The 24,007-nt window shown below is 64.2% G+C and carries 22 protein-coding genes; 7 read left to right on the forward strand and 15 right to left on the reverse strand.

The window, feature by feature from the left end; all coding sequences use genetic code 11:
- Nucleotides 1-18 precede the first annotated feature (18 nt).
- The 6 genes from NKI79_RS07950 to NKI79_RS07975 are packed head-to-tail and all read right to left on the reverse strand — an operon-like array spanning nucleotide 19 to nucleotide 7,080.
- A complete protein-coding gene (locus NKI79_RS07950; protein WP_023718174.1) occupies nucleotides 19-480 on the reverse strand; it encodes a MarR family winged helix-turn-helix transcriptional regulator in 462 nt (153 codons plus the stop codon).
- Nucleotides 477-1,061, reverse strand: a complete 585-nt coding sequence (locus tag NKI79_RS07955; protein ID WP_352467809.1) for an amino acid synthesis family protein — start codon at nucleotides 1,059-1,061, stop codon at nucleotides 477-479. Before NKI79_RS07955 ends, NKI79_RS07950 begins: the two co-directional genes overlap by 4 nt.
- Nucleotides 1,054-1,929 carry a UPF0280 family protein gene (locus NKI79_RS07960; protein ID WP_352800864.1) on the reverse strand — a complete coding sequence of 292 codons (876 nt, stop codon included), beginning with the start codon at nucleotides 1,927-1,929 and terminating at the stop codon, nucleotides 1,054-1,056. The genes NKI79_RS07955 and NKI79_RS07960 overlap by 8 nt, the downstream gene beginning before the upstream one ends.
- Nucleotides 1,926-3,470 (reverse strand): 6-hydroxynicotinate reductase, encoded by a 1,545-nt coding sequence (locus tag NKI79_RS07965; RefSeq protein WP_352477017.1) that lies wholly within the window; start codon nucleotides 3,468-3,470, stop codon nucleotides 1,926-1,928. The genes NKI79_RS07960 and NKI79_RS07965 overlap by 4 nt, the downstream gene beginning before the upstream one ends.
- A complete protein-coding gene (locus tag NKI79_RS07970) occupies nucleotides 3,467-6,220 on the reverse strand; it encodes a molybdopterin-dependent oxidoreductase (protein ID WP_352477016.1) in 2,754 nt (917 codons plus the stop codon). The genes NKI79_RS07965 and NKI79_RS07970 overlap by 4 nt, the downstream gene beginning before the upstream one ends.
- Nucleotides 6,220-7,080 (reverse strand): FAD binding domain-containing protein, encoded by an 861-nt coding sequence (locus tag NKI79_RS07975; protein ID WP_352477014.1) that lies wholly within the window; start codon nucleotides 7,078-7,080, stop codon nucleotides 6,220-6,222. The genes NKI79_RS07970 and NKI79_RS07975 overlap by 1 nt, the downstream gene beginning before the upstream one ends.
- Before the next feature lie 272 nt (nucleotides 7,081-7,352).
- On the opposite strand from NKI79_RS07975, the gene pncA reads away from it, so the two are divergent.
- Nucleotides 7,353-7,952 (forward strand): bifunctional nicotinamidase/pyrazinamidase, encoded by a 600-nt coding sequence (pncA, locus tag NKI79_RS07980; RefSeq protein ID WP_352506043.1) that lies wholly within the window; start codon nucleotides 7,353-7,355, stop codon nucleotides 7,950-7,952.
- Between the two features lie 40 nt (nucleotides 7,953-7,992).
- Nucleotides 7,993-9,420 (forward strand): sodium:proton antiporter, encoded by a 1,428-nt coding sequence (locus NKI79_RS07985; protein ID WP_352800867.1) that lies wholly within the window; start codon nucleotides 7,993-7,995, stop codon nucleotides 9,418-9,420.
- On the opposite strand, the gene NKI79_RS07990 is transcribed toward NKI79_RS07985, so the two are convergent.
- The 8 genes from NKI79_RS07990 to gcvA all read right to left on the reverse strand — a co-directional run bounded on the left by NKI79_RS07990 (nucleotide 9,421) and on the right by gcvA (nucleotide 18,245).
- A complete protein-coding gene (locus NKI79_RS07990; RefSeq protein WP_352800869.1) occupies nucleotides 9,421-10,164 on the reverse strand; it encodes an ABC transporter ATP-binding protein in 744 nt (247 codons plus the stop codon).
- On the reverse strand, nucleotides 10,157-10,885 hold the full coding sequence (locus NKI79_RS07995) for an ABC transporter ATP-binding protein (RefSeq protein WP_352506045.1): 729 nt from the start codon (nucleotides 10,883-10,885) through the stop codon (nucleotides 10,157-10,159). The genes NKI79_RS07990 and NKI79_RS07995 overlap by 8 nt, the downstream gene beginning before the upstream one ends.
- Nucleotides 10,882-11,844, reverse strand: coding sequence for a branched-chain amino acid ABC transporter permease (locus tag NKI79_RS08000; protein WP_352800871.1), 963 nt, complete (start codon nucleotides 11,842-11,844; stop codon nucleotides 10,882-10,884). The genes NKI79_RS07995 and NKI79_RS08000 overlap by 4 nt, the downstream gene beginning before the upstream one ends.
- Nucleotides 11,841-12,722, reverse strand: a complete 882-nt coding sequence (locus tag NKI79_RS08005; RefSeq protein WP_352800873.1) for a branched-chain amino acid ABC transporter permease — start codon at nucleotides 12,720-12,722, stop codon at nucleotides 11,841-11,843. The genes NKI79_RS08000 and NKI79_RS08005 overlap by 4 nt, the downstream gene beginning before the upstream one ends.
- A 107-nt stretch (nucleotides 12,723-12,829) precedes the next feature.
- Nucleotides 12,830-14,134 carry an ABC transporter substrate-binding protein gene (locus tag NKI79_RS08010; protein WP_352800874.1) on the reverse strand — a complete coding sequence of 435 codons (1,305 nt, stop codon included), beginning with the start codon at nucleotides 14,132-14,134 and terminating at the stop codon, nucleotides 12,830-12,832.
- A 161-nt stretch (nucleotides 14,135-14,295) separates the two neighbouring features.
- Entirely contained in the window at nucleotides 14,296-15,753 is a 1,458-nt protein-coding gene (locus tag NKI79_RS08015) for a hypothetical protein (protein ID WP_352800876.1), read from the reverse strand.
- A gap of 22 nt (nucleotides 15,754-15,775) precedes the next feature.
- Nucleotides 15,776-17,080, reverse strand: a complete 1,305-nt coding sequence (gene pncB, locus NKI79_RS08020; RefSeq protein WP_352800878.1) for a nicotinate phosphoribosyltransferase — start codon at nucleotides 17,078-17,080, stop codon at nucleotides 15,776-15,778.
- 190 nt (nucleotides 17,081-17,270) lie between these two features.
- Nucleotides 17,271-18,245 (reverse strand): transcriptional regulator GcvA, encoded by a 975-nt coding sequence (gcvA, locus tag NKI79_RS08025; RefSeq protein ID WP_352477004.1) that lies wholly within the window; start codon nucleotides 18,243-18,245, stop codon nucleotides 17,271-17,273.
- A gap of 183 nt (nucleotides 18,246-18,428) precedes the next feature.
- Here gcvA and speB point away from each other — a divergent pair, with 183 nt between their 5' ends.
- The 4 genes from speB (at nucleotide 18,429) to NKI79_RS08045 (ending at nucleotide 21,755) form a co-directional block, all read left to right on the forward strand.
- Nucleotides 18,429-19,490: an agmatinase gene (speB, locus tag NKI79_RS08030; RefSeq protein WP_352800880.1), complete on the forward strand. Its 1,062-nt coding sequence runs from the start codon at nucleotides 18,429-18,431 to the stop codon at nucleotides 19,488-19,490.
- 136 nt (nucleotides 19,491-19,626) lie between these two features.
- The gene (locus NKI79_RS08035) at nucleotides 19,627-20,436 is read left to right on the forward strand and encodes a transporter substrate-binding domain-containing protein (RefSeq protein WP_352800882.1); all 810 of its coding nucleotides are present in this window, start codon (nucleotides 19,627-19,629) and stop codon (nucleotides 20,434-20,436) included.
- Nucleotides 20,437-20,442: 6 nt separating this feature from the next.
- The gene (locus NKI79_RS08040) at nucleotides 20,443-21,111 is read left to right on the forward strand and encodes an amino acid ABC transporter permease (RefSeq protein ID WP_254815843.1); all 669 of its coding nucleotides are present in this window, start codon (nucleotides 20,443-20,445) and stop codon (nucleotides 21,109-21,111) included.
- Nucleotides 21,108-21,755 carry an amino acid ABC transporter permease gene (locus NKI79_RS08045; protein ID WP_352800884.1) on the forward strand — a complete coding sequence of 216 codons (648 nt, stop codon included), beginning with the start codon at nucleotides 21,108-21,110 and terminating at the stop codon, nucleotides 21,753-21,755. Before NKI79_RS08040 ends, NKI79_RS08045 begins: the two co-directional genes overlap by 4 nt.
- Before the next feature lie 17 nt (nucleotides 21,756-21,772).
- Here NKI79_RS08045 and NKI79_RS08050 read toward each other — a convergent pair whose 3' ends face one another.
- Nucleotides 21,773-23,176 (reverse strand): MATE family efflux transporter, encoded by a 1,404-nt coding sequence (locus tag NKI79_RS08050; protein ID WP_352800887.1) that lies wholly within the window; start codon nucleotides 23,174-23,176, stop codon nucleotides 21,773-21,775.
- A gap of 232 nt (nucleotides 23,177-23,408) precedes the next feature.
- On the opposite strand from NKI79_RS08050, the gene NKI79_RS08055 reads away from it, so the two are divergent.
- On the forward strand, nucleotides 23,409-23,990 hold the full coding sequence (locus tag NKI79_RS08055) for a histidine phosphatase family protein (RefSeq protein ID WP_352801087.1): 582 nt from the start codon (nucleotides 23,409-23,411) through the stop codon (nucleotides 23,988-23,990).
- The last annotated feature ends 17 nt before the right edge of the window (nucleotides 23,991-24,007 follow it).

Raw genomic sequence — 24,007 nt, forward strand, 5'->3', positions numbered from 1 at the left:
ACGCCGGCAGGCAGCAGATTAAGCCAGCTTGGCCAGCAGCTTCATGAAAATGGCCGCCTCCTTGGCGGAAAGCGGCGCCAGCGTTTCCTGCGTGATCTCGCGGGCAAGCGGGATCAGCCGCTCGATCGCGTCGCGACCCTCGGCCGTCAGATTGACCAGCAGGCGCCGTTTGTCGACTTCGTGTTTGCTAAGTTCGACAAAGCCACGCGCTTTCAGCCGGTCGATGACGCCCTTCACGGTCGCCGCATCCATGGCGATCAGGCTGCCAAGCTGGTTCTGCGAGGTCTCGCCAACATCGCGCAATTTGGCCAAAGCGGCAAATTGCGGCGGCGTCAGATCGGCGATGTGTGCGGCGAAGATCGAGACATGGCGCTGATGCGCCTTGCGCAGGATGAAGCCGACCTGCTCCTGCAAGCGATAGTCGTTCTCGTCAGGTTCCTCGGCCTCGACCAGCTTGAGCAGATTGTCTTCGGCGCTCACCGCAGCCCGTCCCATGCCTTGATATCCTTGGCCGCCAGCCCGCCCATGCGGTCGTGCACACGCGGGCCGCAGGTCATTGCGAGGCAGAACAGGATCTCGTCGGGACGCGGGCCATCGCTGATGCCGATTTCCATGGCATCGAAATGGCTGCGCACATAGGCGGCGTTGATGTGGCCGAGCGGCACATCGAGCCGCGCACCGAAAGCGCCGACCTTCTTTGCCGACGGCACGATCGCCTTGGCGTCGCCGAGCCGCTCGCGCATGGCATAGCCGCCCGGCACATGCCACAGCGCGCCATGCTCCAGCTCGCCCGCCATGCCGACGATGGCGCCCTTGCCGTAACCGTCGATCTGTTTCACGTCGCCGCCCAATGCGGCAATAAGCCTGTCGGAGAGCAGCAGCCCGAGCGGCTTCAAATCCTCCATGGCGCTCTGCAGTTCCTCGACGTAACGGCCGGCGAACGGGTTCTTGACCACAGCCATGGCCGCGGCGCGGCGCCGCGGCACCTTCGCCACCGGCCCGCCCTCGTGAAAAATCTCTTCGGTCAGCACGGCGATCTTGCGGATCGGAAACTCAGGCATGAGCAATTTCCCTCTCTAAAGCTTTATCGGCGAGCGCCATCGGACCTGCGATGCGCGCCTGACCGCCGAGGAAAAGCGCCGCGGCGGCAATCAGGCCGCGCCGCCGAAACTCCTCGGCAACGGCAAATCCACCTTCGAGTGCAATAGCGATTTCAGCGGCGGAAAGCGGCCCCACGCCCTGCGTCACCAAACGGTCGCCGAGATCGCTGTCAGGCGCGAGATCGCGCGCCCGTACGCGCCTAACGGCTGGATGACCGGGCAGGTCGACGGCGTTGGCGATCAAGGTCGCGGCGGCATCGGCTTCAGCACCCGTCCGCGCCAGCACCGTGACCGCGTCTGCGATGCCCAGCGAAAAGGAGCGGCCGCGCCAGCCGCTGGTCGCGACGCCGCGGATCCCGTCTTCGGCGCGGATCGTGAGACGATCTGCCAGCCCATGACCTGTCCCGGCAATGGCAAGCGTCATCGACTGCCCGCTGCCGAGATGGATCGCGCTGTCGCCGCCATTGTTGACATAGGCGCGCTCGAGCCGGCGGCCGGCAAGCAGCGCCCCAAGCACTTCGTCGGCTACCGAGCCGGCGACGGCCGCCATCGGTGTGATAAATTGTTTCGCTAGCGGAACGACCGCCGCTTCCATGCGGCGCGCCGTCGGGCCAGCGAAAGGACGTGGCCGCGAGGCGGCCGGGCGCCGTAGTTCGGGCAGCTCTTCGACCAGTTCAACCAGGATTGGCTGGAAGCGCGCCACTGCCTGGCCATAGGCAGTCCGGCATTCGCTTGCCTCGCCGAAGGCCTCGACGATCAGGTCGATCGGCCCATGATTGAGGTGAAGCCTCCGGCCGTCCTCGAGCCAATGCGCCTGCGGGCCGTTCATCGCCCGGCCCCGTTTGCGGCCGCGCGACGCAACTGAGCCAGCGGCGGCCAGGGATTGTCCCGGGGTGCGGCCGTGCCGCGGCGCGGATTGAGATATTCGCCGCCCTTGGCCAGGATATCGTCGACGCTGCGGATTTCGGCTTCGTAGCCGCCAAGCCTGACATAATCGTCGCGGCGCATGGTGAACTCGATCGGCGCCACCAGCGCCGGCGTCGGCACATAGCCGAAGGCGCCTTCCGGCACGCGGGTGACGTCGACCATCAGCGTGATGCCGCCGCCCGGCCAGACATAGACCGGCGCGCCGCCGACCGTCACATAGGTCTTGAGGCCCTGCACCGAGCGGGTCAGATTGACCGGGTTCTCGGTGACGCCGGCGCGCAGCGAGCCGCCGGCGCCGCCGACGAAAAGCACGGTGCAGAGCGCCGGCTCACAATTGTCCTCGATCAGTTCAACCGACTTCCGCAGCCGCTCCGGGAACGGTTTCTGCACAGGCTTCAATTCGTCGTCGAGCTCGTAATAGGCGAATTGCTCGCCGGTGGTCGAGACCATCAGCAGCGACATGCCGGGGCGCGCACCCTTTTTGGCGTTCCATTCACCAAGGATCGACAGCGGGTCGGAGATACTGGTGCCGCCCCAGCCGAGGCCGGGCTCCGACACCTTGAAATAACGGCCCGGCGTCGAACGGCGGCCGATGATCTTGATGCCGGTATCCTGCCAGCCAAGCACCTTGCCGGCCTGATGCTCGGAGACGACGCCGGTGATGTGGTCATCGACCACCACCACCTCGTCGACAAGGCCGCGCCATTGGGTCGCGAACATGCCTATGGTGGCCGAACCGCAGCCGACGCGCATGCGCTGCTCGAGCTTGCCGTCGATGACCGGCGGCTTGCCGGCTTCGACGATGACGGTGGCGCCGCCGTCGATGACGAGTTCGACCGGTTTGCGGTTGCACAGGGCGAGCATGGCGTCGCAGGTGGCGCGCCCTTCAGCCTTCGAGCCGCCGGTCAAATGATGCACGCCGCCCAGCGACAGCATCTGCGAGCCGTATTCGCCGGTGGTGACATGGCCGATCGCCTCGCCTTGGGCACGGACCGTCGCCGTTTCGGGGCCGATATGACGGTCGGTGTCGATCTTCACCTTGACGCCGCAATAGGAGAAGATGCCCTCGGTGACGACGGTGACCAGATCGACGCCTTCGACCTCCTGGCTGACGATGAAGGGCGCCGGCTTGTAATCGGGATAGGTGGTGCCGGCGCCGATGGCGGTGACGAAGCGGCGGCCGGTGTTGACCAGTTCGCCGTTCCATGCCTCGCCTTCTTCGGCAAAGGGTACGATTGCGGCTCCGGTCTCGGCCGCGTGATCGAGGATGGTCAGCGGATCCATCCGCACGATCCTGCCGCCAACATTGCCGTAGCGGTCGCAGGCGCCGGTGCGGCCATCGGCGATGTAGCACATGACCGGACAGGCATCGCAGCGGATCTTCTCGGCCACCAGCTTCTCGCCGGGATCATGCGTCTCGAAGCGTTCGGCAAGCTCGCTCATCGGGGCGCCTCCTTGTCGAGGATGGCGGCGCGGATGCGGGTCGGCGTCGCCGGAATTTTGGTGACCAGCACACCTGTTGCATGGCGGATGGCGTTGAGGATCGCCGGCGCCGTCGGAATCAGCACATGCTCGCCCAACCCCTTGGCCCCGAAGGGTCCTTCCGGATCCGGAACTTCTATCAGGATGGTCTCGATCGGCGGCACGTCGCCGATCGTCGGGATCAGATAGTCGTGCAGGTTTTCGGTGCGGCCGGGGATATATTCTTCCATCAGCGCCATGCCGATGCCCTGGGCGATGCCACCCTCAATCTGGCCCTCGGCAAGCAAGGGATTGATGGCCTTGCCGACATCGTGGGCGGCGGTGATTTTTATCAGCTTCACGGTGCCGAGCTTGAGATCGACCTCCAGTTCGGCGATCTGAGCGCCATAACCATAGACGGCGTAAGGCTTGCCCTGACCTTTTGCATCGAGCGGCTGTGTCGGCGGGTCGTAGCTTTCCTCGGCCCGGAAGACAAAACCTTCGGCGTCTGCCTTCAGCGAGGAAAGATCGATGCGGCGCGTCGCTTCGCCTTCCCTAATGCTCAGGCTTGTGCCGTCCAGCGCAATCGCCGCCTTTTGCGAGACATTGGCAAAACGCAAGATCTCCTCGCGCAAGGCGCGGCCGGCCTTTTCGGCGGCCTTGCCGGTGACGAAAGTCTGGCGCGAGGCCGAGGTCTTGCCGGCGTCGGGGGTGATCGCCGTATCAGCGCCTTTCAGCCGCAACTTCTCCAATTGCAGACCCAACGCGTCGGCGCAGATCTGCGCGATGACGGTGTTGGAGCCTTGCCCGATATCGACCGCCCCCTGATGCAGGACGACTTCGCCCGATATCGAGATGCCGACCTTGATGGTCGACGGATTGGGCAGCGAGGTGTTGCCGCAGCCGTACCAGCAAGAAGCGATGCCGACGCCGCGTTTTTTGATGCTGCTACCGGCATTGAACGCTTCGGCATCGCGAACGGCACGCTGCCAATGTGAACGGAGGGCCTCCAGGCAGTCGGCGATGCCGACACCCGACTCAAGCCGCTGCCCGGTAACTGTTTCGGATCCGTTCCGAAGGCAGTTCTTCAGGCGAAAGGCGAGCCGATCCATGCCGAGCTTGTCGGCCAGCTCGTCATAGAGGGTCTCCTGCATGATCGTCGCCTGCGGCACGCCGAAACCGCGAAAGGCGCCGGCAATCGGGCCGTTGGTGTGGATGGCACGGCCTTCGGCGCGATAGTTCGGCGTAGCATAGGGGCCGGAGGCGTGCACCGGCACGCGGTTGGCGACCGTCGGCCCCCAGCTGGCATAGGCGCCGGTGTTGAAATCGCCGGCGAAGACCATGCCGGTGACACGGCCGTCGGCATCGGCGCCGATGCTCGCTCTCATTAGGGCCGGATGGCGCTTGGTGGTCGAGATCATCGATTCGGTGCGGCTGTAGGCGAGCGCCGCCGGCCGGCCGGTTTTCATGGCGACGAGGCCGATGAGCGGTTGCAGCGAGACGTCGAGCTTCGAGCCGAAGCCGCCGCCGGTCGCGGTCGGCACGATGCGCACCTTTTCCGGGGTAAGGCCGAGCACTTTTGCCGTGTCGTCACGGTCCATATAGGGCGCCTGCGTGCAGGCGACGACGACCAGCGTGTCGCCGTCCATGAAGGCATAGCCGGCTTCCGGTTCGATATAGGCGTGCTCGACATAGGAGGTGTCGATGGCGCCAGAAACGACGAAAGCCGCACCGGCAAGCGCGGCTTCGGGGTCGCCACGCTCGACAAAGCCGGAGGTGAGCAGGTTCGCGGGCCGGTTTTCATGGACCAGTGGCGCGCCGCCGGCCTGCGCTTCGCCAGTTTCCAGAAAATGCGGCAACTCGGTCCAACTGACAGGGAAATCGGCCAGGTCGAGATCGAGGATAGCCTCGCGTTCGCCGGCAACCAGCGCCACCGCCTCGCCGCGAAAGCGCGAAACCCCTTCGGCCAGCGCCGGCTGGTCGGCGAAGGGCGCGATGACGCCGAAACAATTCTTTCCCGGAATGTCGGCGGCGGTGAAGACGCCGGCAATGCCGGGACGGGATTTCACCCAGCTGCCGAGATCGCCGAAGCTGAAGGCGGCATGATAGTGCGGTGAGCGGACCACCAGCACCGACAGCGCATCGGCGGGGAAGGAATCGCCGCCGAATTTTTCGCCGCCAGTGACTTTCGGCACGCCATCGAGGCGGATCGGGGAGGAGCCGACGGCATGGCCAGAGGATGGCATGCGCTGATCGAGACCGCCGTCGTGGCGCCAAGCATCCATCACCGCCGCGACGATCTTGCGGTAGCCGGTGCAGCGGCAGAGTACACCGCCGAGCGCATCCTGCGTTTCAGCCTCGCTCGGGTAAGGCGTCCTGTCCAGGAGTGCCGTTGCGGCGACCAGCAGGCCGGGCGTGCAGGCGCCGCACTGTGCTGCGCCATGGCTGAGAAACGAGGCCTGCAGTGCCGACAGCCTGCCATTGCCGAGACCTTCGACGGTCGTCACGACGGTGCCGGAGGCGGAAGCCGCGGGCATCAGGCAGGCGCAGACCGGCTCGCCGTCGACCAGCACCGTGCAGGCGCCGCAATCGCCGGCATCACAGCCGACCTTGGTGCCGGTCAGCCGCAGCTCGTCGCGCAACACCGCGGACAGCCGCCGCACCGGCGGCACGCAAACGCTGACGGCGGCGCCATTGACCTCGAAGGCGATGTCGGCGCGCTCCATCCCCATCAGGCCACCGCCCTTTCGCCAGGGATTGCGCCCACAGCACCAAGCACAGCACGGACGACGATCTCGCGCGCCGCATCCAGCCGATATTCGGCGCTGCCGCGTACGTCGCCGATCGGCGACAGCTCGTCCATCGGCGCGGATTGGATCGCAGTGGCCAGCGCGGGGCCGACGGGCAGGCCGTGCAGCGCCGCCTCGACACTCGCCAGGCGCCTGGCGAGTGTCGAGCAGGACCCGACGGCGACGGCCGCGTTCCTGACGATACCATTTTCGACGGCCAGGCGTGCGGCGGCCATGGCGATGGAGATGACGAGATAACGCCGCGCGCCGAGTTTCACGAAGGCGGAGCCGCCGGCGGTAGCAGGTTTGGGAATACGGATTGCCGTCACCATTTCGCCGGACTGCAGAGCGGTGCGACGGTTGCCAAGGATGAACTTTGCAAGGGGCAGATGCCGGGTCGCGACCGAGGAACGCAGTTCGACTTCGGCATCGAGCACCAGCAGCGCCGGCACACCGTCGGCGGCCGGCGAGGCATTGCAGAGATTGCCGGCTATCGAGGCAACGTTTTGGATCTGCACCGAGCCGACTTCCCGCGCCGCCTGCTTCAGCGCGTCGAAGGCCGCCGGCAGTGGATGACGGACGAGATCGGTCCAGGCGGTGCGGGCGCCAATGAGCCAATGGTTTTCGGCTTCGGCAATGCCGCGCAATGCCGCCAAGCCATTGATGTCGAGGATATTGTCGCGGAAAGGCTTGCTGCCCTGTGCCGGGTAAAAATCGGTGCCGCCGGCAAGGATGCGCCATTGTCCTTCGCCCAGCAACGCGAGGGCGTCGTCGACCGTCGTGGGTTTTGCGTAACGGATCACGCTTTGCCTTCCCAGAATGGGCTTCCCGAGAGGGGATCCTGCCGAAAGACTTTCCCGAGCATTCAAGGCAGGAAATTCATTCGTATGCAAATGATATCAAGCCGGCAGGAATTGTCAAAGCCAGAGTTTGCACGGCTGTTGGCACCGGTGCGCCCGGAACGCATTTGTTATGCCGTGAGAGGTTGACGCAGCCGGCCATCTGGTCAAGTTTCTGCGTCCGGTCGCGTTTTCATTGGAGCCTAAGCTCAGGACGAAGAAAATAAGGAGGCTCCATGGCCGACGAAGCGCTTGTCATTATCGACCTGCAGAACGATTTCTGCCCGGGTGGCGCCCTGGAAGTGGCCGGTGGCGACGAAATCGTGCCGTTGGTCAATGATCTGATCCGGCGGACCGAGCACGTCCTGCTGACGCAGGACTGGCACCCTGCCGGCCATTCGAGCTTTGCCTCCAGCCACCCCGGCAAGCGACCGTTCGAAACGATCGACATGCCTTATGGCGAGCAGACGCTGTGGCCTGATCACTGCATCCAGGGCAGCCTTGGTTCGGACTTCCATTCCGGCTTGGCCTGGAGCAAGGCCGAGCTGGTGATCCGCAAGGGGTTCCGTCCTGCGATCGACAGCTATTCGGCATTCTTCGAGAACGACCGGACGACGCCGACCGGCCTTGCCGGCTATCTCCGGGAGCGAAATATCGATACGCTGACCCTGGTCGGCCTGGCGACGGATTTCTGCGTCGCCTTTTCGGCACTCGACGCGGTCAAGCTCGGCTTTGCGACATCAGTGCGGCTCGACGCCTGCCGCGGCATCGATCTCAACGGCTCCATGGAGACGATGCTGGGCCGGATGCGCGATGCCGGCGTGGCACTGATTTGAACGTCATCCAGCCGAACCTGACAGACTTTTGAGGGGCTTCATGCGTTTTGCGGCGTTGACGGCAGGTGCTGCACTTATTGCCGCAATCCTTTCTCCAGGAGCGGTTCTCGCGGCCGAAGCGCACGAATTGCCGGGCGCCGCCATGTCGCTGTGGTGGGTGTTGCCGTTTGCCGGGCTGTTGCTTTGCATCGCGACCGGCCCGCTGCTGTTCCATCATGCCTGGGAGCACCATTACGGCAAGATCGCTGCCTTCTGGGCGGCATTGGTGACCGGGCCGCTGGCAATCGCCTTCGGCATCCCGTCGGCCACGCAGGCGGTGCTGCATGCGCTGCTCACCGAATACATGTCGTTCATCATCCTGTTGTTTGCGCTGTTCACCATTTCGGGCGGCATCTTCGTTGCCGGCAACATACACGGCACGCCGCTGGTCAATGCCGGGCTGTTGCTGGGCGGGGCGGTGCTTGCCTCGATCATCGGCACAACCGGCGCCTCGATGATCCTGATCCGGCCGCTCATCCGCGCCAACGATAACCGGCGCTTCAACGCCCATGTCGTCATCTTCTTCATCTTCCTGGTGTCCAACATCGGCGGCTCGCTGACGCCGCTCGGCGATCCGCCGCTGTTCGTCGGCTTTCTGCGCGGCGTCGATTTCTTCTGGACGACAGTTCACCTGTTGCCCGAGACGCTGTTCGTCGCCGGCGTGGTGCTGGTGGTTTTCCTGGCGATCGACATCATCATGCATCATCGGGAGGAAGGCGCGCCGAAGATCAAGGATCCGACGCCCGACAGCAAGGTGCGCATCCGCGGCCTGGCCAACATCCCGCTGCTGGCCGGTGTAATCGCCGCGATCCTGATTTCTGCTGCCTGGAAGCCGGGAGTGAGTTTCGCTTTTCAGGGCGTCAGCCTCGAGCTGCAGAATCTGGTGCGCGACGCCGTCATCCTGATACTGGCCTTCATGTCGCTTGTCGTCTCGCCGAAGGAGTTTCGCGGCGCAAACGCCTTCAGCTGGGGGCCGATCGCCGAGGTGGCGAAGCTGTTCGCCAGCATCTTCATCTGCATCGTTCCGGTCGTCGCCATATTGCGGGCCGGCCTCGATGGCGCGCTGGCGCCGTTGGTGCTGCTGGTCAGTTCGCCGACCGGCGCGCCCGACAATCTCGCGTATTTCTGGCTGACCGGGGCGCTGTCATCCTTCCTCGACAATGCGCCGACCTATCTGGTGTTCTTCGAACTGGCCGGCGGCGATGCGCAGCATCTGATGACCGAGCTCGCCTCGACGCTGGCGGCGATCTCGGCAGGCGCAGTGTTCATGGGCGCCAACACCTACGTCGGCAACGCGCCGAATTTCATGGTCTACGCCATTGCCAGGCATCGCGGCATCAAGATGCCGAGCTTCTTTGGCTATATGGCGTGGTCGGGCGCCGTGCTGATCCCGACTTTCCTGCTCGCCGGCTTGCTGTTTTTTGCCTGATCAGCCGACGCCGACATAGCGACGGACCGCCGAGGGATCGGCACGCAGTTCCTCGACATCGACCGTCTCGCGGTTGCGGCCGTTTTCGATGAAGCAAACGCGGTCTGCGACCGAGAGCACGGCATCGACGCGCTGCTCGACAAGAATTGTCGACACGCCGAGCGCTCGCAGTTTCGACACGGTTTCACGGATCTTGGCGATCATCGACGGCATCAGCCCTTCGGTCGGTTCATCGAGCAGGAGCACCTGCGGTTCCAGACACAGGGCGCGGGCCATGGCCAGCATCTGCTGCTCGCCGCCGGACAGCGTGCCGGAACGCTGCCTGAGGCGCTGGCGCAGCAGCGGGAAAAGATCGAGCACGTTCTCGCGCGTCGCCTTGCCCTTGTTGCGGGCCATCAGGCCGATCTCGATGTTTTCCGCCACGGTCATCTCGGCGAACAGCCGCCGGCCCTGCGGCACGTAGGCGACGCCAGCCTTGGGCACCTCATGTGCCGGCAGACCGGTCAATTCCCGGCCTTCGAGCCGGATCGAGCCGGCGCTTGCCGGCACCAGGCCCATGATCGCCTTCAGCGTCGTCGTCTTGCCGGCGCCGTTGCGGCCGAACAGGCAGAGCACCTCGCCCTCGTTCAACACAAGATCCAAGCCATAGAGCACCTGGACTTCGCCATAGAAGCAATCGAGCCCGGATATGGCCAACGCCTTGGACTGGGCCTTGGACTGAGCCTTGGACTGGACCTCAGCCATGGGTGGTCCCCAGATAGGCGTCCTGCACCGCGGCATTGGCGCGGATCTGCTCGGGCGTGCCTTCAGCCAAGATCCGGCCGGCGTTGAAGACGGTGATGCGGTCGGCGAGTTGCATGACCACCGGCATGTTGTGCTCGATCAAAAGCACGGTGGCACTATCGGCGATCTCGCGCACCAGCTCGATGAAATTGTCGATTTCGCTATCGGCCAACCCTTGCGTCGGTTCGTCGAGGATCAGCAGCCGCGGCTTCAGTGCCAGTCCCATTGCCACTTCCAGCAGCCGCTGGTGACCGTAGGACAATTGCCCGGCCGGCATTTGCGCCCGGTCGGCAAGGCCGGTGCGCTCGAGAGCCGCCATGACGCCGGTGTGAACCGCGCCCTTCGAGCGGCCGTCGGTCAGCGTGCGCTGCACCGGCAGGGCAACATTGTCGTAGGCGCTGAGATTGGCAAAGACGCTGGTGATCTGGAACGTGTAGGCGATGCCAAGGCGAACCCTGGCGTAAGCAGGCAGGCTGGTGATGTCGGCGCCGTCGAAGACGATCATGCCCGACGAGGGCTGGATGCGGCCGCTGACCAGGCTGACGAAGGTGGTCTTGCCGGCACCGTTGGGGCCGATGATGGCGCGGATCTCGCCCGGCATCAGCGCGAAGTCGACGCCGTCGACGGCGCGCAAGCCACCGAAACTGCGCGACAGGCCTTTGGTGGTGAGCAACGGCATCATGGCAACCACCCGAGCCAGCGCTGGCGGATGCTGCCGAGAATGCCTCTCGGGAAGAACAGCACCAGCAGGATGAGCGCTATGCCGACGATCAGCAGATAGGCCGAGGTGTAGCCGCTGGCGATGTCGATGACATAATACATGAACAGCGTGCCGATCAGCGGACCGAGCGTGGTGGCGGCACCGCCTAGCAGCACCCAGAGCAGCGGCAGGATGGAATACTGCACCGAAGCGAAGCTCGAGCCGACATAGCCGAACAGCAGCGCATAGGCGGCGCCGGAAGCCGCGCAGATGCTGCCGGAGATGACGACGGCGGCAAGCTTGCTGGAGAACGTGTCGTAGCCGAGCATCTTGGTCCGCTCCTCGTTCTCGCGGATCGCTACCAGCACACGGCCATAGCCGGAGCGGACTATCGCCAGGCTTATGAGCAGCACGATCGAGAACAGTGCCAGCGCACTCATATAGCGCACGGTCGGGTTGGTGAGGTCGAATGACGTGCTGCCCAGGACAAGGACCCGCATCGGCTGCGGCACCACCAAGCCCTGGTCGCCGCCGGTCCAGGCGGCGAAATAAAGAATGAGGAGATAAAATACCTGAGCGAACATCATGGTGACGATCATGAAGGCGACACCGGAGGTGCGCAGCGCCAGCAGCCCGATCACCAGCGCAAGCAGGGCGCCGCAGGCAAGCCCGGCTGCGAAGGCGGCCGGCACGCTCCAGCCGAGATGGATGACGGCAAGGCCGGCGCCATAGAGTCCGGCTGAAAAGAACATGGCATGGCCGAGGCTGAGCAGCCCGACATAGCCGAACAGCAGATTGTAGCCCATGGCGAAGACCGCCAGCACCATAATGCGGGCGAGCAGGCCGTGATGATATTCCGGCAGGACAAAACTAAGCCCGAAAAGCAGGGCGATGACGCCGAGATGCAGCGCATATGGCTTTGCCGGCGAAGCATCCTTCATCGCGATGCTGTCCCGAACAGGCCCTGCGGCCGGAACACCAGCACCATGGCGACAAGCAAGGTGGCTATGATCTTGGCCAGCGTCGGCGAGAAGAACACCGAGATAATGCCGTCGGACAGGCCGATCAGCACTGCGGCGAGCACCGTGCCGCGCAACGAGCCGAGGCCGCCGATGATGACGACGATGAACGAGAGCAGCAGCGGGTCCTGTCCCATCAGATAATGCGCCTGGCTGATCGGCACGATCAGCACCGCAGCCACAGCCGCCAGCATGGCGCCGAGCGCGAAAACGCCGGCATAGACTCTGGTCACCGGGATGCCGAAGGCCTGCGCCGTCTCGCTGTCATATTGCGTAGCGCGCATGACGAGGCCGATTTTCGTGCGCGTCAGCACCAGCCAGGTCGCGATCAGCAGCAGCGCCGACGCGGCGATGATCGACAGCTTGTAGCCGGAATAGCCGAACCACGGCAGGAGGATGCGGTAGCTGAACGGCGGCTCGACCGGCCGCGCCTCCGGGCCGTAGAAGGTCAGCGCCAATTGCTGGATGATGTAGAGCATGCCGATGGTGGCGACGATGGTGGCTTCCGGATTGTAGTTGAGCCGGCGCAGCACCAGCCGTTCGGCGACCAGCGCGATCAGGCCGACGATCAGTGGCGCCAGCGCCAGGGCGGCCAGGAAGCCGAGCGCGGGATGGCCGGATATCGCCGTAGAGATCGCCCAGGCAAGCACCGCGCCGAGCATGAAGAACTCGCCATGCGCGACATTGACGACGCGCATGACGCCGAACACCAGCGACAGGCCAAGCGCGGTCAGCGCCAGCACGGCGGAGGTGACGAGGCCTTCGAGAGCGGCGAGGAGAAGGTGGGGTCCGAAGTGCATCGGCTAAGCACCGGCGGATGCGCGAAGCACCCCCCTCTGGCCTGCCTGCCTGGCCGGCAGGCCGGAGGGGGGTGTCTTGGCGCTCACGCTTGCTGCGGCAGCCAAGCTCACAGCGCCTGCGTCGTGTAATCCCCTTCCGGCTCGTAGAGGCCGTCCTCGATCTTGGTCTTGTGGACGACATTCAGCCGGCCGCCTTCGACCTTGGAGATGTTCTGGATGCCAAAACACTGGTGGATCTTGCCGTTGAAGGTTTTCGGCCCCTGCGGATGCTCGGGCCCTTCGGCGAACTCGGTCAATGCCTCGGTCGCCTCGACCAGCTTGGCGCGGTCTTCCGGGCCCTTGTAGCCGGCATCTTCCATCGCCTTCTTGACGACATAGAGCGTTTCCCAGCAGCCGAACATATGCGCGGCGGTGGAGACGTCCTTGGGGTCGCCGACGGCGGCACCGTTGTCGTCGATGCCGACGGCGGCGCGGTAGGCCTTCTGCGCGGGGGAATCATCAGGCTGCGCGTAGCGCGGCGAACCTTCCCAGAAATGGCTGCCGTCAAGGAATTCGAGGCCGGGGCTGTTGATGTCGGTAGCTTCGAGCGAATCGATGAAGCCGAACAATTGTGGCCGATTGGAGCCGTAGAACTCGCCGAGCTCCTTGACGAAGGTGAGCACCGCCGGGCCGACCATGACGTGGTAGATCACCTCGGTCTCCGCTGGGATCTGCGGGAAATATTTGGTGAAGGAGGATTCCGTCGGGGGGATGGCGATCTGCGCGATGACCTCGGCGCCTTGCGCCTTCAGGGCCGGCGGCAGGTAGTCGCGATGGTCGTAGCCGAACGCGAAATCGGGAAATATCTGCGTCACCTTCTTGCCGGCATTGGCGGCAATCCACGGCGCCATCGACTGGATCTGGCTCTTCACATCGGTGATGCCGGGCTGGAAGACGTAGCGGTTCAACTTGGTCGACGCGACGTGGTGGCCTTCGCTGACGACGAAATAGGGCATCTTGGCCTCGCCGGCGGCCGGCGCCGAGCCGATGACGACATGCGAAAACAGCGTGCCGTAGACGATGTCGGTCTTGTGCTGGGAGGCGAACTTGCCGACGACTTCGGCGCCCCGGCCGGGATCGGTGCCGTCATCCTCGATGATCACCTCGACCGGCCGGCCGTTGATGCCGCCAGCATCGTTGATAGCCTTGACGGCAGCGGCCGTGGTCTTCTCGTACCAGCGGCCATAGGCGGCGCCGATGCCGGTGCGGTGCGACTGAAAGCCGATCTTGATCGGCGCCGAGCTCTGCGCCTGGCTGTAACCCACGAAACCCGGCGCGACGGCAAGACCGGCGCCGGCGGCAAGGCCTTTCAGCGCCGTGCGGCGGGTGAGAGCGGATCTGGAGAGATCGAAAAACCCATTCTTGTCAGTCACGGCAGTTCCCCTTTTTTTGAGCTTTGACCAATGGCTGTAGCAGGCAGGCCACTCTTGTTAAGAGGGCCGAAAATTGCATGTGTACAAACTAAATCACCAAAGCTCTGACGTGGCAAGCGAGCTTTCCCCAAGGTTCGATTGACGGCCATCGCGCACCTCGTTCATCCGGCGCTCGGCGTCGCAAGCAGCCATAGGCCGAGCACGGTATAGGCGATCATCAGCACGGTGAGCGGGAACTGGCTGAGCGCGGCGCGAGCCGGAACGGGATGCAGCCGCCAGGCCAAGCCATGAGCGACAAGCACGGCAAGCATGTGGCCGGCAATGATGACGCCGGCCTGGAAGTTCCACAGCCACCACGCCGAGCCGGCGCCGGCGACAACGCCGGCTTCAATTGACATGTCGGCGGTACCGAACAGGTTCCAGCCCAGCGCAAATGGGTCGGAAAGAGCGGCAATCGCATATTGGCCGTCGACCAGCAGCGCCGTCAGATAATGCGCGAAGTGGTAGGCGAGCGCGATCGGTACGATCGACCAGACCAAAAGCCCGGCGGCGTGACCGAGCGAATGCTTGCTGCCGGCAAGGTGCTGGCCAAGAAAGACGGCGAGCGCGAACACCGCCGCAAGCACGGCAAAGCTCAGCGCAAGGCCGAAACTGCCGATGCCGATCAAAGCGGTGCGTCCAGGAAACTCCAGCGGATTGATCCCGAACCAGCCTAGCCAGAAGAAGGTTTTCGACAGGCCGTCGAAGGACACAGACGATAGCGCAAGCAGCAGGAAAGCGACGCCGCTGAGCGGTAGCGGCGCGGCACCGAGCAGCTTGGCACCCGGCCAGCAGAGTTTGAGCCGGCCGTCCTCGTTGCGCTCGACGATGGAGAAGTGCGCTACCATGGAAAAGAACACCGTCAGGAACTCACCGCGCAGGCTCCAGTCGCGGTATCCGAAGACCTGCATGGCGGCAAAGCTCAGCAGCCAATAGGCGCCGGCGGCCCAGGCCAGCCGCGCCGGATCGTCGGGCGCAGGGTCGATCAGCTCGAACCAGGCGAAGGCGAAGAACAGCACGAAAGCCGGCCAATAGCCGAGCCACTGGGGGAGCAACTGCGGCTGCGATCTGCCGAACAGGTGCGAGACGACGCGGCACGGCCCGTACCACGGATTGGCCCACGACCAGAGATCGCCGGCCAGCCCCTGCAGCAGAGCCAGCCCAACCCAGAGCAATGTCCATACGGTCAGCGGCAGCGGATTGGAGAGCGGATCGCGGCTGCCGAACAGGCCGGCGGCAATCAGAATTGCAAAGCCGGCAAAGGATACCAGGCTGACGGCAGTCCGCGCGCCGTCGCCGAAGGCGAAAAGCGGCAAGCGTTTGCGCCAGAAGCGGTCGAGGGAGTCCGGCGGGAGTAGGGCGAGGATCAGGAAGCTGGCGGCAACCGCGAGCGCGCCACCGACGACGTAGTAGCCGGTGGGGAGGAGCAGGACGTGGCCGCGGTCGGAGGCGTGGGTGAAGGCGGGAGTGGGCGAAAATGCAAAGGCAACAACGACGAGAGCTAAACTGTAACGACGGCGCTCTACGGCGCCCCCCTCTGTCCTGCCGGACAGGACAGAGGGGGGCGCGAAGGAACTCATACTACGCAAGAGTTCCCCCACCTCACACTTTCACCAGTTGCTCCACGCGATCCTTCTGGCCGAATATCCGCAAATAGCGCTCGATCTCTTTCTCGTCGCCGGTCGACTTGGCCGGATTGTCGGAAAGCTTGACCGCCGGCCTGCCGTTGGCTTCGGTGACCTTGCAGACCAGCGAGATGGCGTCTAGCCGGTTGGTCTCGGTCGGCGCGCAGCCCTCGAAATCATTGGTCAGGTTGGTGCCCCAGCCGAAGGACATGCGCACCTTGCCGCGGAAGTGGCGGTAGGTCTCCTCGATGGTCTCGACCTCGAGCCCATCCGAGAAGATGAGCAGCTTCTGCTTGGGGTCCTTGCCCTTGTCGCGCCACCAGGAAATGATCTTCTCGCCGCCTTCGATCGGCGGCGCGCTGTCGGGGCGGAAGCCGGTCCAGTCGGCGACCCAGTCCGGTGCATCGCGAAGGAACGCCGCGGTGCCGAAGGTGTCCGGCAATACGATAAGCAAGTTACCGCCGTAGTAGCGCTGCCAATCCTGCAGCACGTTGTAGGGCGACTGTTTCAATTCCTTTTCCGAATTGGTGAGCGCGGCGAACACCATCGGCAGTTCATGCGCGTTGGTGCCGAGCGCCTCGAGATCGTTGTCCATGGCGAGCAGCACATTGGAGGTACCGGTGAAGGCCTCGCCGATGCCCTCCTTCAACGCTTCGACGCACCAGCGCTGCCACAGGAAAGAATGGCGGCGGCGGGTGCCGAAATCCGAGATGCGGATGCCGGGCAGCGCCTTCAGCCGCTCGGTCTTGGCCCACATCTTGGCCTTGGCGCGGGCATAGAGCACGTCGAGCGCGAACGGCCCGAACGCCCGCATGGCCGCGCGAGATCGAAGTTCATTGATAATTGCCAGCGCCGGGATCTCCCACAGCGTCGTGTACATCCACGGGCCGCTGAAGGCGAGTTCGTATTGGCCGTCGCGCTTGGAAAGCTCGTATTCGGGCAGCCGGAAATTTTCCAGCCAGGCGAGGAATTCCGGTTCGAAGATCTGCTTGCGGCCATAGAAAGTGTTGCCGCCGAGCCAGATCATCTCTTTCTTCGAGAAGCGCAAGGTGCGGGCATGGTCGAGCTGCTCGCGCAGCTCCGTCTCATCGATCTCCTCGGCAAGGCGGACCGAGGTGGTTCGGTTGATCAGCGAGAAGGTGGCGTCGACCTTGGGATACATGCCCCATATCATCTGCAGCATCAGAAGCTTGTAGAAATCGGTGTCGAGCAAGCTACGGACGATCGGGTCGAGCTTCCAGGTGTGGTTGTAGACGCGCCGCGCTATATCGGTCTTTGCCATCGCTCAATGCGCCTTCGCTGCTCGCTCTAGCTTTGTCTATCGCAATTCCGGATGGAAAACCGCTGCGCACTTTCCTGGAATTACTCCAAATGCCTCTTAGCATCGAATTTTTGAACGCGCCTCCCGCTTTGCGGGCTGGCCCGACAAAAAGAAGCCCCTGCGGCAAGCGGCGCCTGCGGCAGTTTCGGCCTCAGGATGCGGTCTTGGAGCCGACCACCTTGAGCGCTGGACGCTTGCGGCGAATGCCGATGCGACCTGCCACCGGCGCGTCGGCGCGGCGGTCGGCCTGCTCTTTCTCGGCAAACAGCCAGTCGATGAACAATTGCACGATCGGCGCCGACCGCATCTCGTTGCGGCAGACGACGTAGAAATCGTCGACCGCCGGCACGGAAAGGCTGAACGGGGCGACAAGCAGACCCCGGGCGAGCAGTCCGCTTGCCGTCACCGTATCGCCGAGCGCCACGCCATGGCCGTGGACGGCGGCTTCGGTCGCCATGCGCGCATCGCCGAGATGATGGCGGCGGCCGCGCTCGAGGTCCAGTGCGTCGGCGGCGGCCAGCCAGGTGTGCCATTCGCGGCCGTCGTCGCCATGCAGGAAGACGTGATCGGCGAGGTCGCGGACGGTGCGGATCGGGCGGTTGTTGATCAGCGTCGGACTGACCACCGGGAACAGTTCGAGACCCGACCATTTGCGCATCCAGCAGTCGGTCCAGCTGCCGTCGCCATAGTGCACGCAGACATCGATGTGCGGGGCGCGGACGTCCTTGGCGTCATTGGATGGGATCAGCGTGAGCCTGATATCCGGATATTGCGAGGTGAAGCTGCCCAGCCGCGGGATCATCCACAGCAACAGCAGAGCCGGCACGCACGATACCGACAGCGCGCCGGTGCTGGCCGGCCGTGTCATGCGCTGCGTGGCGGCGGCAATGCCGTCGAAGGCGGTCGACACCGCCGGCAGCAACTCGGCGCCGTGCGGCGTCAGCTTCACCCGCTGGCCGGCACGCTCGAACAGCTTGACGCCCAATGATTGCTCGAGCGCCTTGATCTGATGACTGATGGCGCCGTGGGTGACGTTCAGCTCGGCCGCCGCCTTGCTCAGTGAGGCATGGCGCGCCGTCGCCTCGAAGGCGCGCAGCGGGTTGAGCGGTGGCAAACGCTTGGCCATTTGGAACCTGAGCTCTGTGAGATTTTCTCACAGCGAACACCCTAACAATATCAATTGATTTTTCAATGCAGCTACAGGACACTTTGCCCAGGCATTGCATCAAGACGTGAAATCTGCAGGCAGCCGGCGGCTGCGGCTATCGAGGCCGCCGCCCGCGCACCGCACCAGCCATGGAGGACCGACATGGGTTACGACCGCGGCAAGCTCGAAGCGTTGCGCCGTAAATATGGCGAGAGCCATGGCGGCGAAATGTTCGACCCGAAATTCCAGCGTGTCGCCGACAAGATCTTCTCCAAGACCGGCACGCGGCTGGCGCCCTATTCCGGCATCCCGACCTTCCTCGCGGCGCCCTATCGTGAAATCGCCGCCGACAATCCGGATTTCGGCGATCTGCAGGTGGCGATGATCGGCGTGCCGATGGATCTTGGCGTCACCAACCGGCCGGGCGCCCGTTTCGGGCCACGGGCGTTGCGCGCCATCGAGCGCATCGGCCCCTACAACCATGTGCTGGAATGCGCGCCGACGCATGAGCTGAAGGTCGCCGACATCGGTGACGTGCCGTTCCAGAGCCGCTACCGGCTGGAGACCAGCCATGACGACATCGAACGCCGCACCAACCAGATCGTCGACGCAGGGGTTCTTCCGCTTTCAGTCGGCGGCGATCATTCGATCAGCCACCCGATCCTGAAGGCTGTCGGCAGACAAGCGCCGGTGGGCATGATCCATATCGACGCCCACTGCGACACCAGCGGCCTGTTCGACATGACCAAGTTCCACCATGGCGGGCCGTTCCGCAACGCGGTGCTGGACGGCGTGCTCGACCCGAGCCGCACCATCCAGATCGGCATTCGCGGCTCGGCCGAATATTTGTGGGAGTTCACCTATGAGTCCGGCATGACCGTGGTGCATGCCGAAGAGGTGACCGGCCTCGGCATTCCCGCCATTATCGAGAAGGCGCGCAGGATAGTCGGCGACGGCCCGACCTATGTCTCCTTCGACATCGACAGCATCGATCCGGCCTTCGCACCGGGCACCGGCACGCCGGAGGTCGGCGGGCTGACGACGCGGGAAGTGCTCGAGCTGCTGCGCGGCCTGAAGGGCCTCAACATCGTCGGCGGCGACGTCGTCGAGGTGGCGCCGCAATATGACGCGACCACCAACACGGCGCATGCCGGCGCGCAGGTGCTGTTCGAGATCCTCAGCCTGATGGTGTTCAGCCCGGCAATCACCAGGAAAGCGGGCTAACACGCTCGACCATGATCCCGAAAAGTGGGAACCGGTTTTCGGAAAAGATCATGGTCCACTAGAGAACCCAAAGGCGACCGCCGCGCTGGAGCCGGCGGTTGCATTCAACAAACAAGCTTCCAGCAGGGGAATAACAATGACACTTCACATGAAACTCAAATCATCCATCGCCGCCGTGCTGATGCTCGCCGCGACCGGTCTTGTTTTCACCACCCAGGCCGTCAATGCCGACGCCATCGACGACATCACCAAGGCCGGTGCGATCAATGTCGGCATCTTTTCCGACTTCCCGCCCTTCTCCTCGGCCAGCGCCGACATGAGCATCAAGGGCTACGACATCGACGTGGCGCAATCCATCGCCGACCAGCTCAAGGTCAAGCTCAATCTGGTCAGCGTGACCGGCCAGAACCGCATTCCGTACCTGACCGACAAGCGCGTCGACCTGCTGATGAGCGTCGGCTATTCCAAGGAGCGTGAGCAGGTGATCGATTTCGCCGCCGCCTACGCACCCTACTACATCGCCGTCATCGGCCCGGCAGCACTCTCGGTCAAAGGCAAGGAAGACCTTGCCGACAAGTCGATCGCCGTCAATCGCGGCACGCTGGAGGACACCTCGCTGACCGAGGCGGCACCCGCCTCGGCCGACATCCGCCGTTTCGACAACTATAATTCCGTCATCCAGGCGTTCATCTCGGGCCAGACCCAACTGATGGTGGTCGGCAACGATGTCGGCGCCCAGGTGCTGGCTCGCCAGGAGGAACTGAAGCCGGAGCAGAAATTCCAGCTTCTCACCTCGCCCTCGCATATCGGCCTCAACAAGAAGGAAGACCGCCTCAAGCAAGCGGTCAACGATGCGGTCGCCAAGATGCTGGCCGACGGCAAACTGGACGAAAGCTCGAAGGCCTGGCTGAAGACACCGCTCGATCCCGCCAATCTCAAGGATTGACGGCCAGTGACCTATAGCCTCGACTTCGGCTGGCTTGCCGGGGCGACAGGGGCGATCGCGCGCGGCGCGGCCACGACGATCCTGCTGATCGCTGTGACCACGCTGGCGGGAACGTTGCTCAGCATCCTCGGCGCGGCAGGGCGGCGGAACGGTCCGCTGCTGCTCAAGCGGGCGATCGGCTGGTATGTCGAGGTGATCCGCAACACGCCGTTCCTGGTGCAGCTGTTCTTCATCTTCTTCGGGCTGCCCAGCATCGGCGTCAGGCTCGATCCGGTGCTGGCAGCCATGTTGGCGATGACGCTCAACATGGCCGCCTACACGATCGAGATCGTTGGCGCCGGGCTCGACGCGGTGCCGCCCGGGCAGACGGAAGCGGCACTGGCGCTTGGGCTCAGGCCGCGCCAGGTCTTCATCAAGATCGTGCTGCCGCAGGCGCTCAAGGTGATCTATCCGGCGCTGACCAGCCAGATCGTCATTATGATGCTGGAATCCGCCGTGGTGTCGCAGATCGCGGTGCGCGAGCTGACCTATGAAGCCGACATGCTGCAGGCGCGCACGTTCCGGGCTTTCGAGACCTATTTCGTGGTGACGATGGTCTATCTCGCCCTGTCGATCGGGCTGCGCCGGCTGCTGGTCGGCGGCGGCCGGCGGCTTCTTGGAGCCGGCGTGTCATGATCGAATTCACCTTCTGGGACATTCTGCGCAACCTGCTGCTGGCGGCGCGCTGGACGGTGCTCTTGTCGTTGGCTGCGTTTATGGGCGGCGCCGTGGTTGGTATGGTCGTGCTGTTCTTCCGGATCGCCAAGAATAAATGGGCGCGGCGGCTTGCCTCCGGCTACATCGCGCTTTTCCAGGGCACACCGCTGCTGATGCAGCTCTTCCTGATGTTCTTCGGCTTGCCGATGCTTGGCTTGCGCATCGAGCCGTGGACCGCGGCGGTGCTTGGCCTGACCTTCTTCGCCAGCGCCTATCTCGCCGAGATCTGGCGCGGCGGCGTCGATGCGCTGCCGCCCGGCCAGTGGGACGCCGGCGCCAGCCTCGGCCTGCACTACCTGCAGGAGCTCAGGCTGATCATCCTGCCGCAGGCGTTTTCGATCACCCGGGCGCCGACCGTCGGCTTCTTGGTGCAGCTGATCAAGTCGACCGCGCTGACCTCGATCATCGGTTTCGAGGAGCTGGTGAGGACATCCAACGCGATCAACAATGCGACCTTCGAACCGTTCAAAGTCTATGGGCTGGTAGCGCTGATCTTCTTCGTCATGTGTTTCCCGCTAACGCAATACGCACGTTCGCTCGAGCAGCGGGCGGCGGTGCGCTGAGCCGGGCGACCAGCAATTCAACGCCCGAATACCAGCGGCGGCGCGATTCTGTCCCGCCGCAGCCAGCGACCCAGCAGGAGTGCGGCAACCACCGCCAATCCCGATGACAGGCCGATCCAGATGCCGACGCCATGGAAGCCGAAACGGAAGGCGAGCAGCACGCCGAGCGGCAGGCCGATGCCCCAATAGCCGATCGCGGCGTAGATCATCGGCACCTTGGTGTCGTGCAGCCCGCGCAGCATGCCGCTGGCTACCGCCTGCGCGCCGTCAAAAACCTGGAACAGCGCGGCAAAAGCGAGGAACGACACGGCAAGCGCCACCACCTCGGCATTAGCCGGATTGCCCACATCGATGAAGGCGCCGATCAAGAGATGCGGCCACAAGATCATCACCAGCCCCATCAGCGCCATGAAGGAGACACCGACGACATAGGCGGTCCACCCAGCCCGGCTGACACCTTCCGGATTGCCGGCGCCGTGGGCAAGTCCGACGCGCACCGTCACCGCCTGGTTGAGGCCGAGCGGCACCATGAAGGTGATCGAGGCGATCTGGATGGCGATCGCATGGGCGGCAAGCGAAGCCGCATCGATCAGGCCCATGAGAAAGGCCGCCGCGTTGAAGATCGTCACCTCGAAGGCCAGCAGGCCCGCGATCGGCAGGCCGAGCCGCAGCAGGCCCTTGAAGCGCGGCCAATCGGCGCGCCAGAAGCGTCCGAACAGACGATAGCGCCGGAATTTCTTCTCAAGCATCACCACCGTCGCCATGCCGGCGAACATCAGCGTGCTGGACAAAGTGGTGGCAAGGCCGGAGCCGGCGATGCCCATCGATTGGATGCCGAGATTGCCGAACATGAACAGCCAGTTGAAGAAGGCATTGCAGGCGACGGCAACGAAAACGATGATCAGTGCCCAGCCCGGCCGCTCCAGCGCCGAAATGAACGAGCGCAGGACGATGTAGCCGAAAAAGGGCAGCACCGCCCATTCGAGCCAGCGCAGATAGATACCCGCCTGATGCGCCAGCGCCGGCTCCTGCCCCATGGCCAGCAACACGCTCTCGCCGTGCCAGAGAAGGACCCATATCGGAAGGCAGATGAGGATCGCCAGCCACAGACCCTGGCGCACGGTGCGGCGCAGGTCGCGCACCGAGTGGCGGCGACGGCCGAGCTCGGTCGCCATAATCGGCGAGGTCGCCAGCATCAGGCCAAGTCCAAAGATCAGCGGCATGAAATAGAGGTTGGCGCCAAGCGCGCCGCTGGCCAGCGTGTCCGGCCCCAGCCGCCCCATCATCATGACGTCGGTAGCGGTCATCGCGGTCTGGCCGAGATTGGTCAGCACCATCGGCCAGGCGAGCGCCAGCATCGCCCTGATTTCCCGACGCCAAAGGTTTTCCGGCGCGCGAGCGTCGGCTTCGATCGCAGACATTCCAGTTTTCCGCCTATCCGATTGCGGCACGTCGGCAAGAGCCGGAAGCCGCGTCTCAGCGCGGAAAATGGCCAAGATCGGCCGGATTCCGCATTACGACGGGTTTGTCTATCAAATGGGCACCGGTGGCAAGAGGCTGACTTGCGGAAGGGTTAAGCCAGTCAGCTCAATGCAGGCTGTTGGAGAGGCCATGGAAGCCGCTATGGTCACGGTGGATTCATTTGAAGGCACCCTGATGAGCGCGTTTCCCGAAATCTATCTGGTTCGGCATGGCGAGACGGAATGGAGCGCGTCCGGAAAACATACCGGCCGTACCGACATACCGCTGACGCCGGCCGGCGAGGACGCTGCGAGGCGGGTCACTGAGCGGCTAAAGGGCCTGTCCTTCTCGGCGGTGTGGTCGAGCCCGTCGCAGCGCGCCTTCAACACCTGTGCGCTGGCCGGCTTCGGCTCTTCGGGCGTGAAGAAGGACGATCTGGCGGAGTGGGATTATGGTGCCTATGAGGGATTGACCACCAAGCAAATCCTTGCCGAACGTCCAGGTTGGCGTCTCTTTCGCGACGGTTGCCCGAGGGGCGAATCAGCCGCGGACGTCGGCTCGAGGGCGGACCGCATCGTCAGCCAGCTGCGCCAGGCCAACGGCAACATCCTGGTGTTTTCAAGCTCGCATTTCCTGCGAGTGCTGGCTGCGCGCTGGCTCGGCCTGCCGCCGCAAGACGGCGCGCTGTTCGTGCTGGATACCGCCAGCATAAGCGTGCTCGGCTATGAGCATGATCTCGACGAGCCGATTGTTCGGCGCTGGAACCAGCGATAGCGCGTGAAGCCGTTCGA

Source organism: Mesorhizobium sp. M0340 (assembly GCF_040321535.1).
Taxonomy (GTDB): domain Bacteria; phylum Pseudomonadota; class Alphaproteobacteria; order Rhizobiales; family Rhizobiaceae; genus Mesorhizobium.

Bases quoted from the DNA above. Each gene is read 5' to 3' on its own strand.
- NKI79_RS07955 (WP_352467809.1), bottom strand. From the start codon at position 1,061: ATGCCTGAGTTTCCGATCCGCAAGATCGCCGTGCTGACCGAAGAGATT.
- NKI79_RS07960 (WP_352800864.1), bottom strand. From the start codon at position 1,929: ATGAACGGCCCGCAGGCGCATTGGCTCGAGGACGGCCGGAGGCTTCAC.
- NKI79_RS07965 (WP_352477017.1), bottom strand. From the start codon at position 3,470: ATGAGCGAGCTTGCCGAACGCTTCGAGACGCATGATCCCGGCGAGAAG.
- NKI79_RS07970 (WP_352477016.1), bottom strand. From the start codon at position 6,220: ATGGGGATGGAGCGCGCCGACATCGCCTTCGAGGTCAATGGCGCCGCC.
- pncA (WP_352506043.1), top strand. From the start codon at position 7,353: ATGGCCGACGAAGCGCTTGTCATTATCGACCTGCAGAACGATTTCTGC.
- NKI79_RS07985 (WP_352800867.1), top strand. From the start codon at position 7,993: ATGCGTTTTGCGGCGTTGACGGCAGGTGCTGCACTTATTGCCGCAATC.
- NKI79_RS07990 (WP_352800869.1), bottom strand. From the start codon at position 10,164: ATGGCTGAGGTCCAGTCCAAGGCTCAGTCCAAGGCCCAGTCCAAGGCG.
- NKI79_RS07995 (WP_352506045.1), bottom strand. From the start codon at position 10,885: ATGATGCCGTTGCTCACCACCAAAGGCCTGTCGCGCAGTTTCGGTGGC.
- NKI79_RS08000 (WP_352800871.1), bottom strand. From the start codon at position 11,844: ATGAAGGATGCTTCGCCGGCAAAGCCATATGCGCTGCATCTCGGCGTC.
- NKI79_RS08005 (WP_352800873.1), bottom strand. From the start codon at position 12,722: ATGCACTTCGGACCCCACCTTCTCCTCGCCGCTCTCGAAGGCCTCGTC.
- NKI79_RS08015 (WP_352800876.1), bottom strand. From the start codon at position 15,753: ATGAGTTCCTTCGCGCCCCCCTCTGTCCTGTCCGGCAGGACAGAGGGG.
- pncB (WP_352800878.1), bottom strand. From the start codon at position 17,080: ATGGCAAAGACCGATATAGCGCGGCGCGTCTACAACCACACCTGGAAG.
- gcvA (WP_352477004.1), bottom strand. From the start codon at position 18,245: ATGGCCAAGCGTTTGCCACCGCTCAACCCGCTGCGCGCCTTCGAGGCG.
- speB (WP_352800880.1), top strand. From the start codon at position 18,429: ATGGGTTACGACCGCGGCAAGCTCGAAGCGTTGCGCCGTAAATATGGC.
- NKI79_RS08035 (WP_352800882.1), top strand. From the start codon at position 19,627: ATGACACTTCACATGAAACTCAAATCATCCATCGCCGCCGTGCTGATG.
- NKI79_RS08045 (WP_352800884.1), top strand. From the start codon at position 21,108: ATGATCGAATTCACCTTCTGGGACATTCTGCGCAACCTGCTGCTGGCG.
- NKI79_RS08050 (WP_352800887.1), bottom strand. From the start codon at position 23,176: ATGTCTGCGATCGAAGCCGACGCTCGCGCGCCGGAAAACCTTTGGCGT.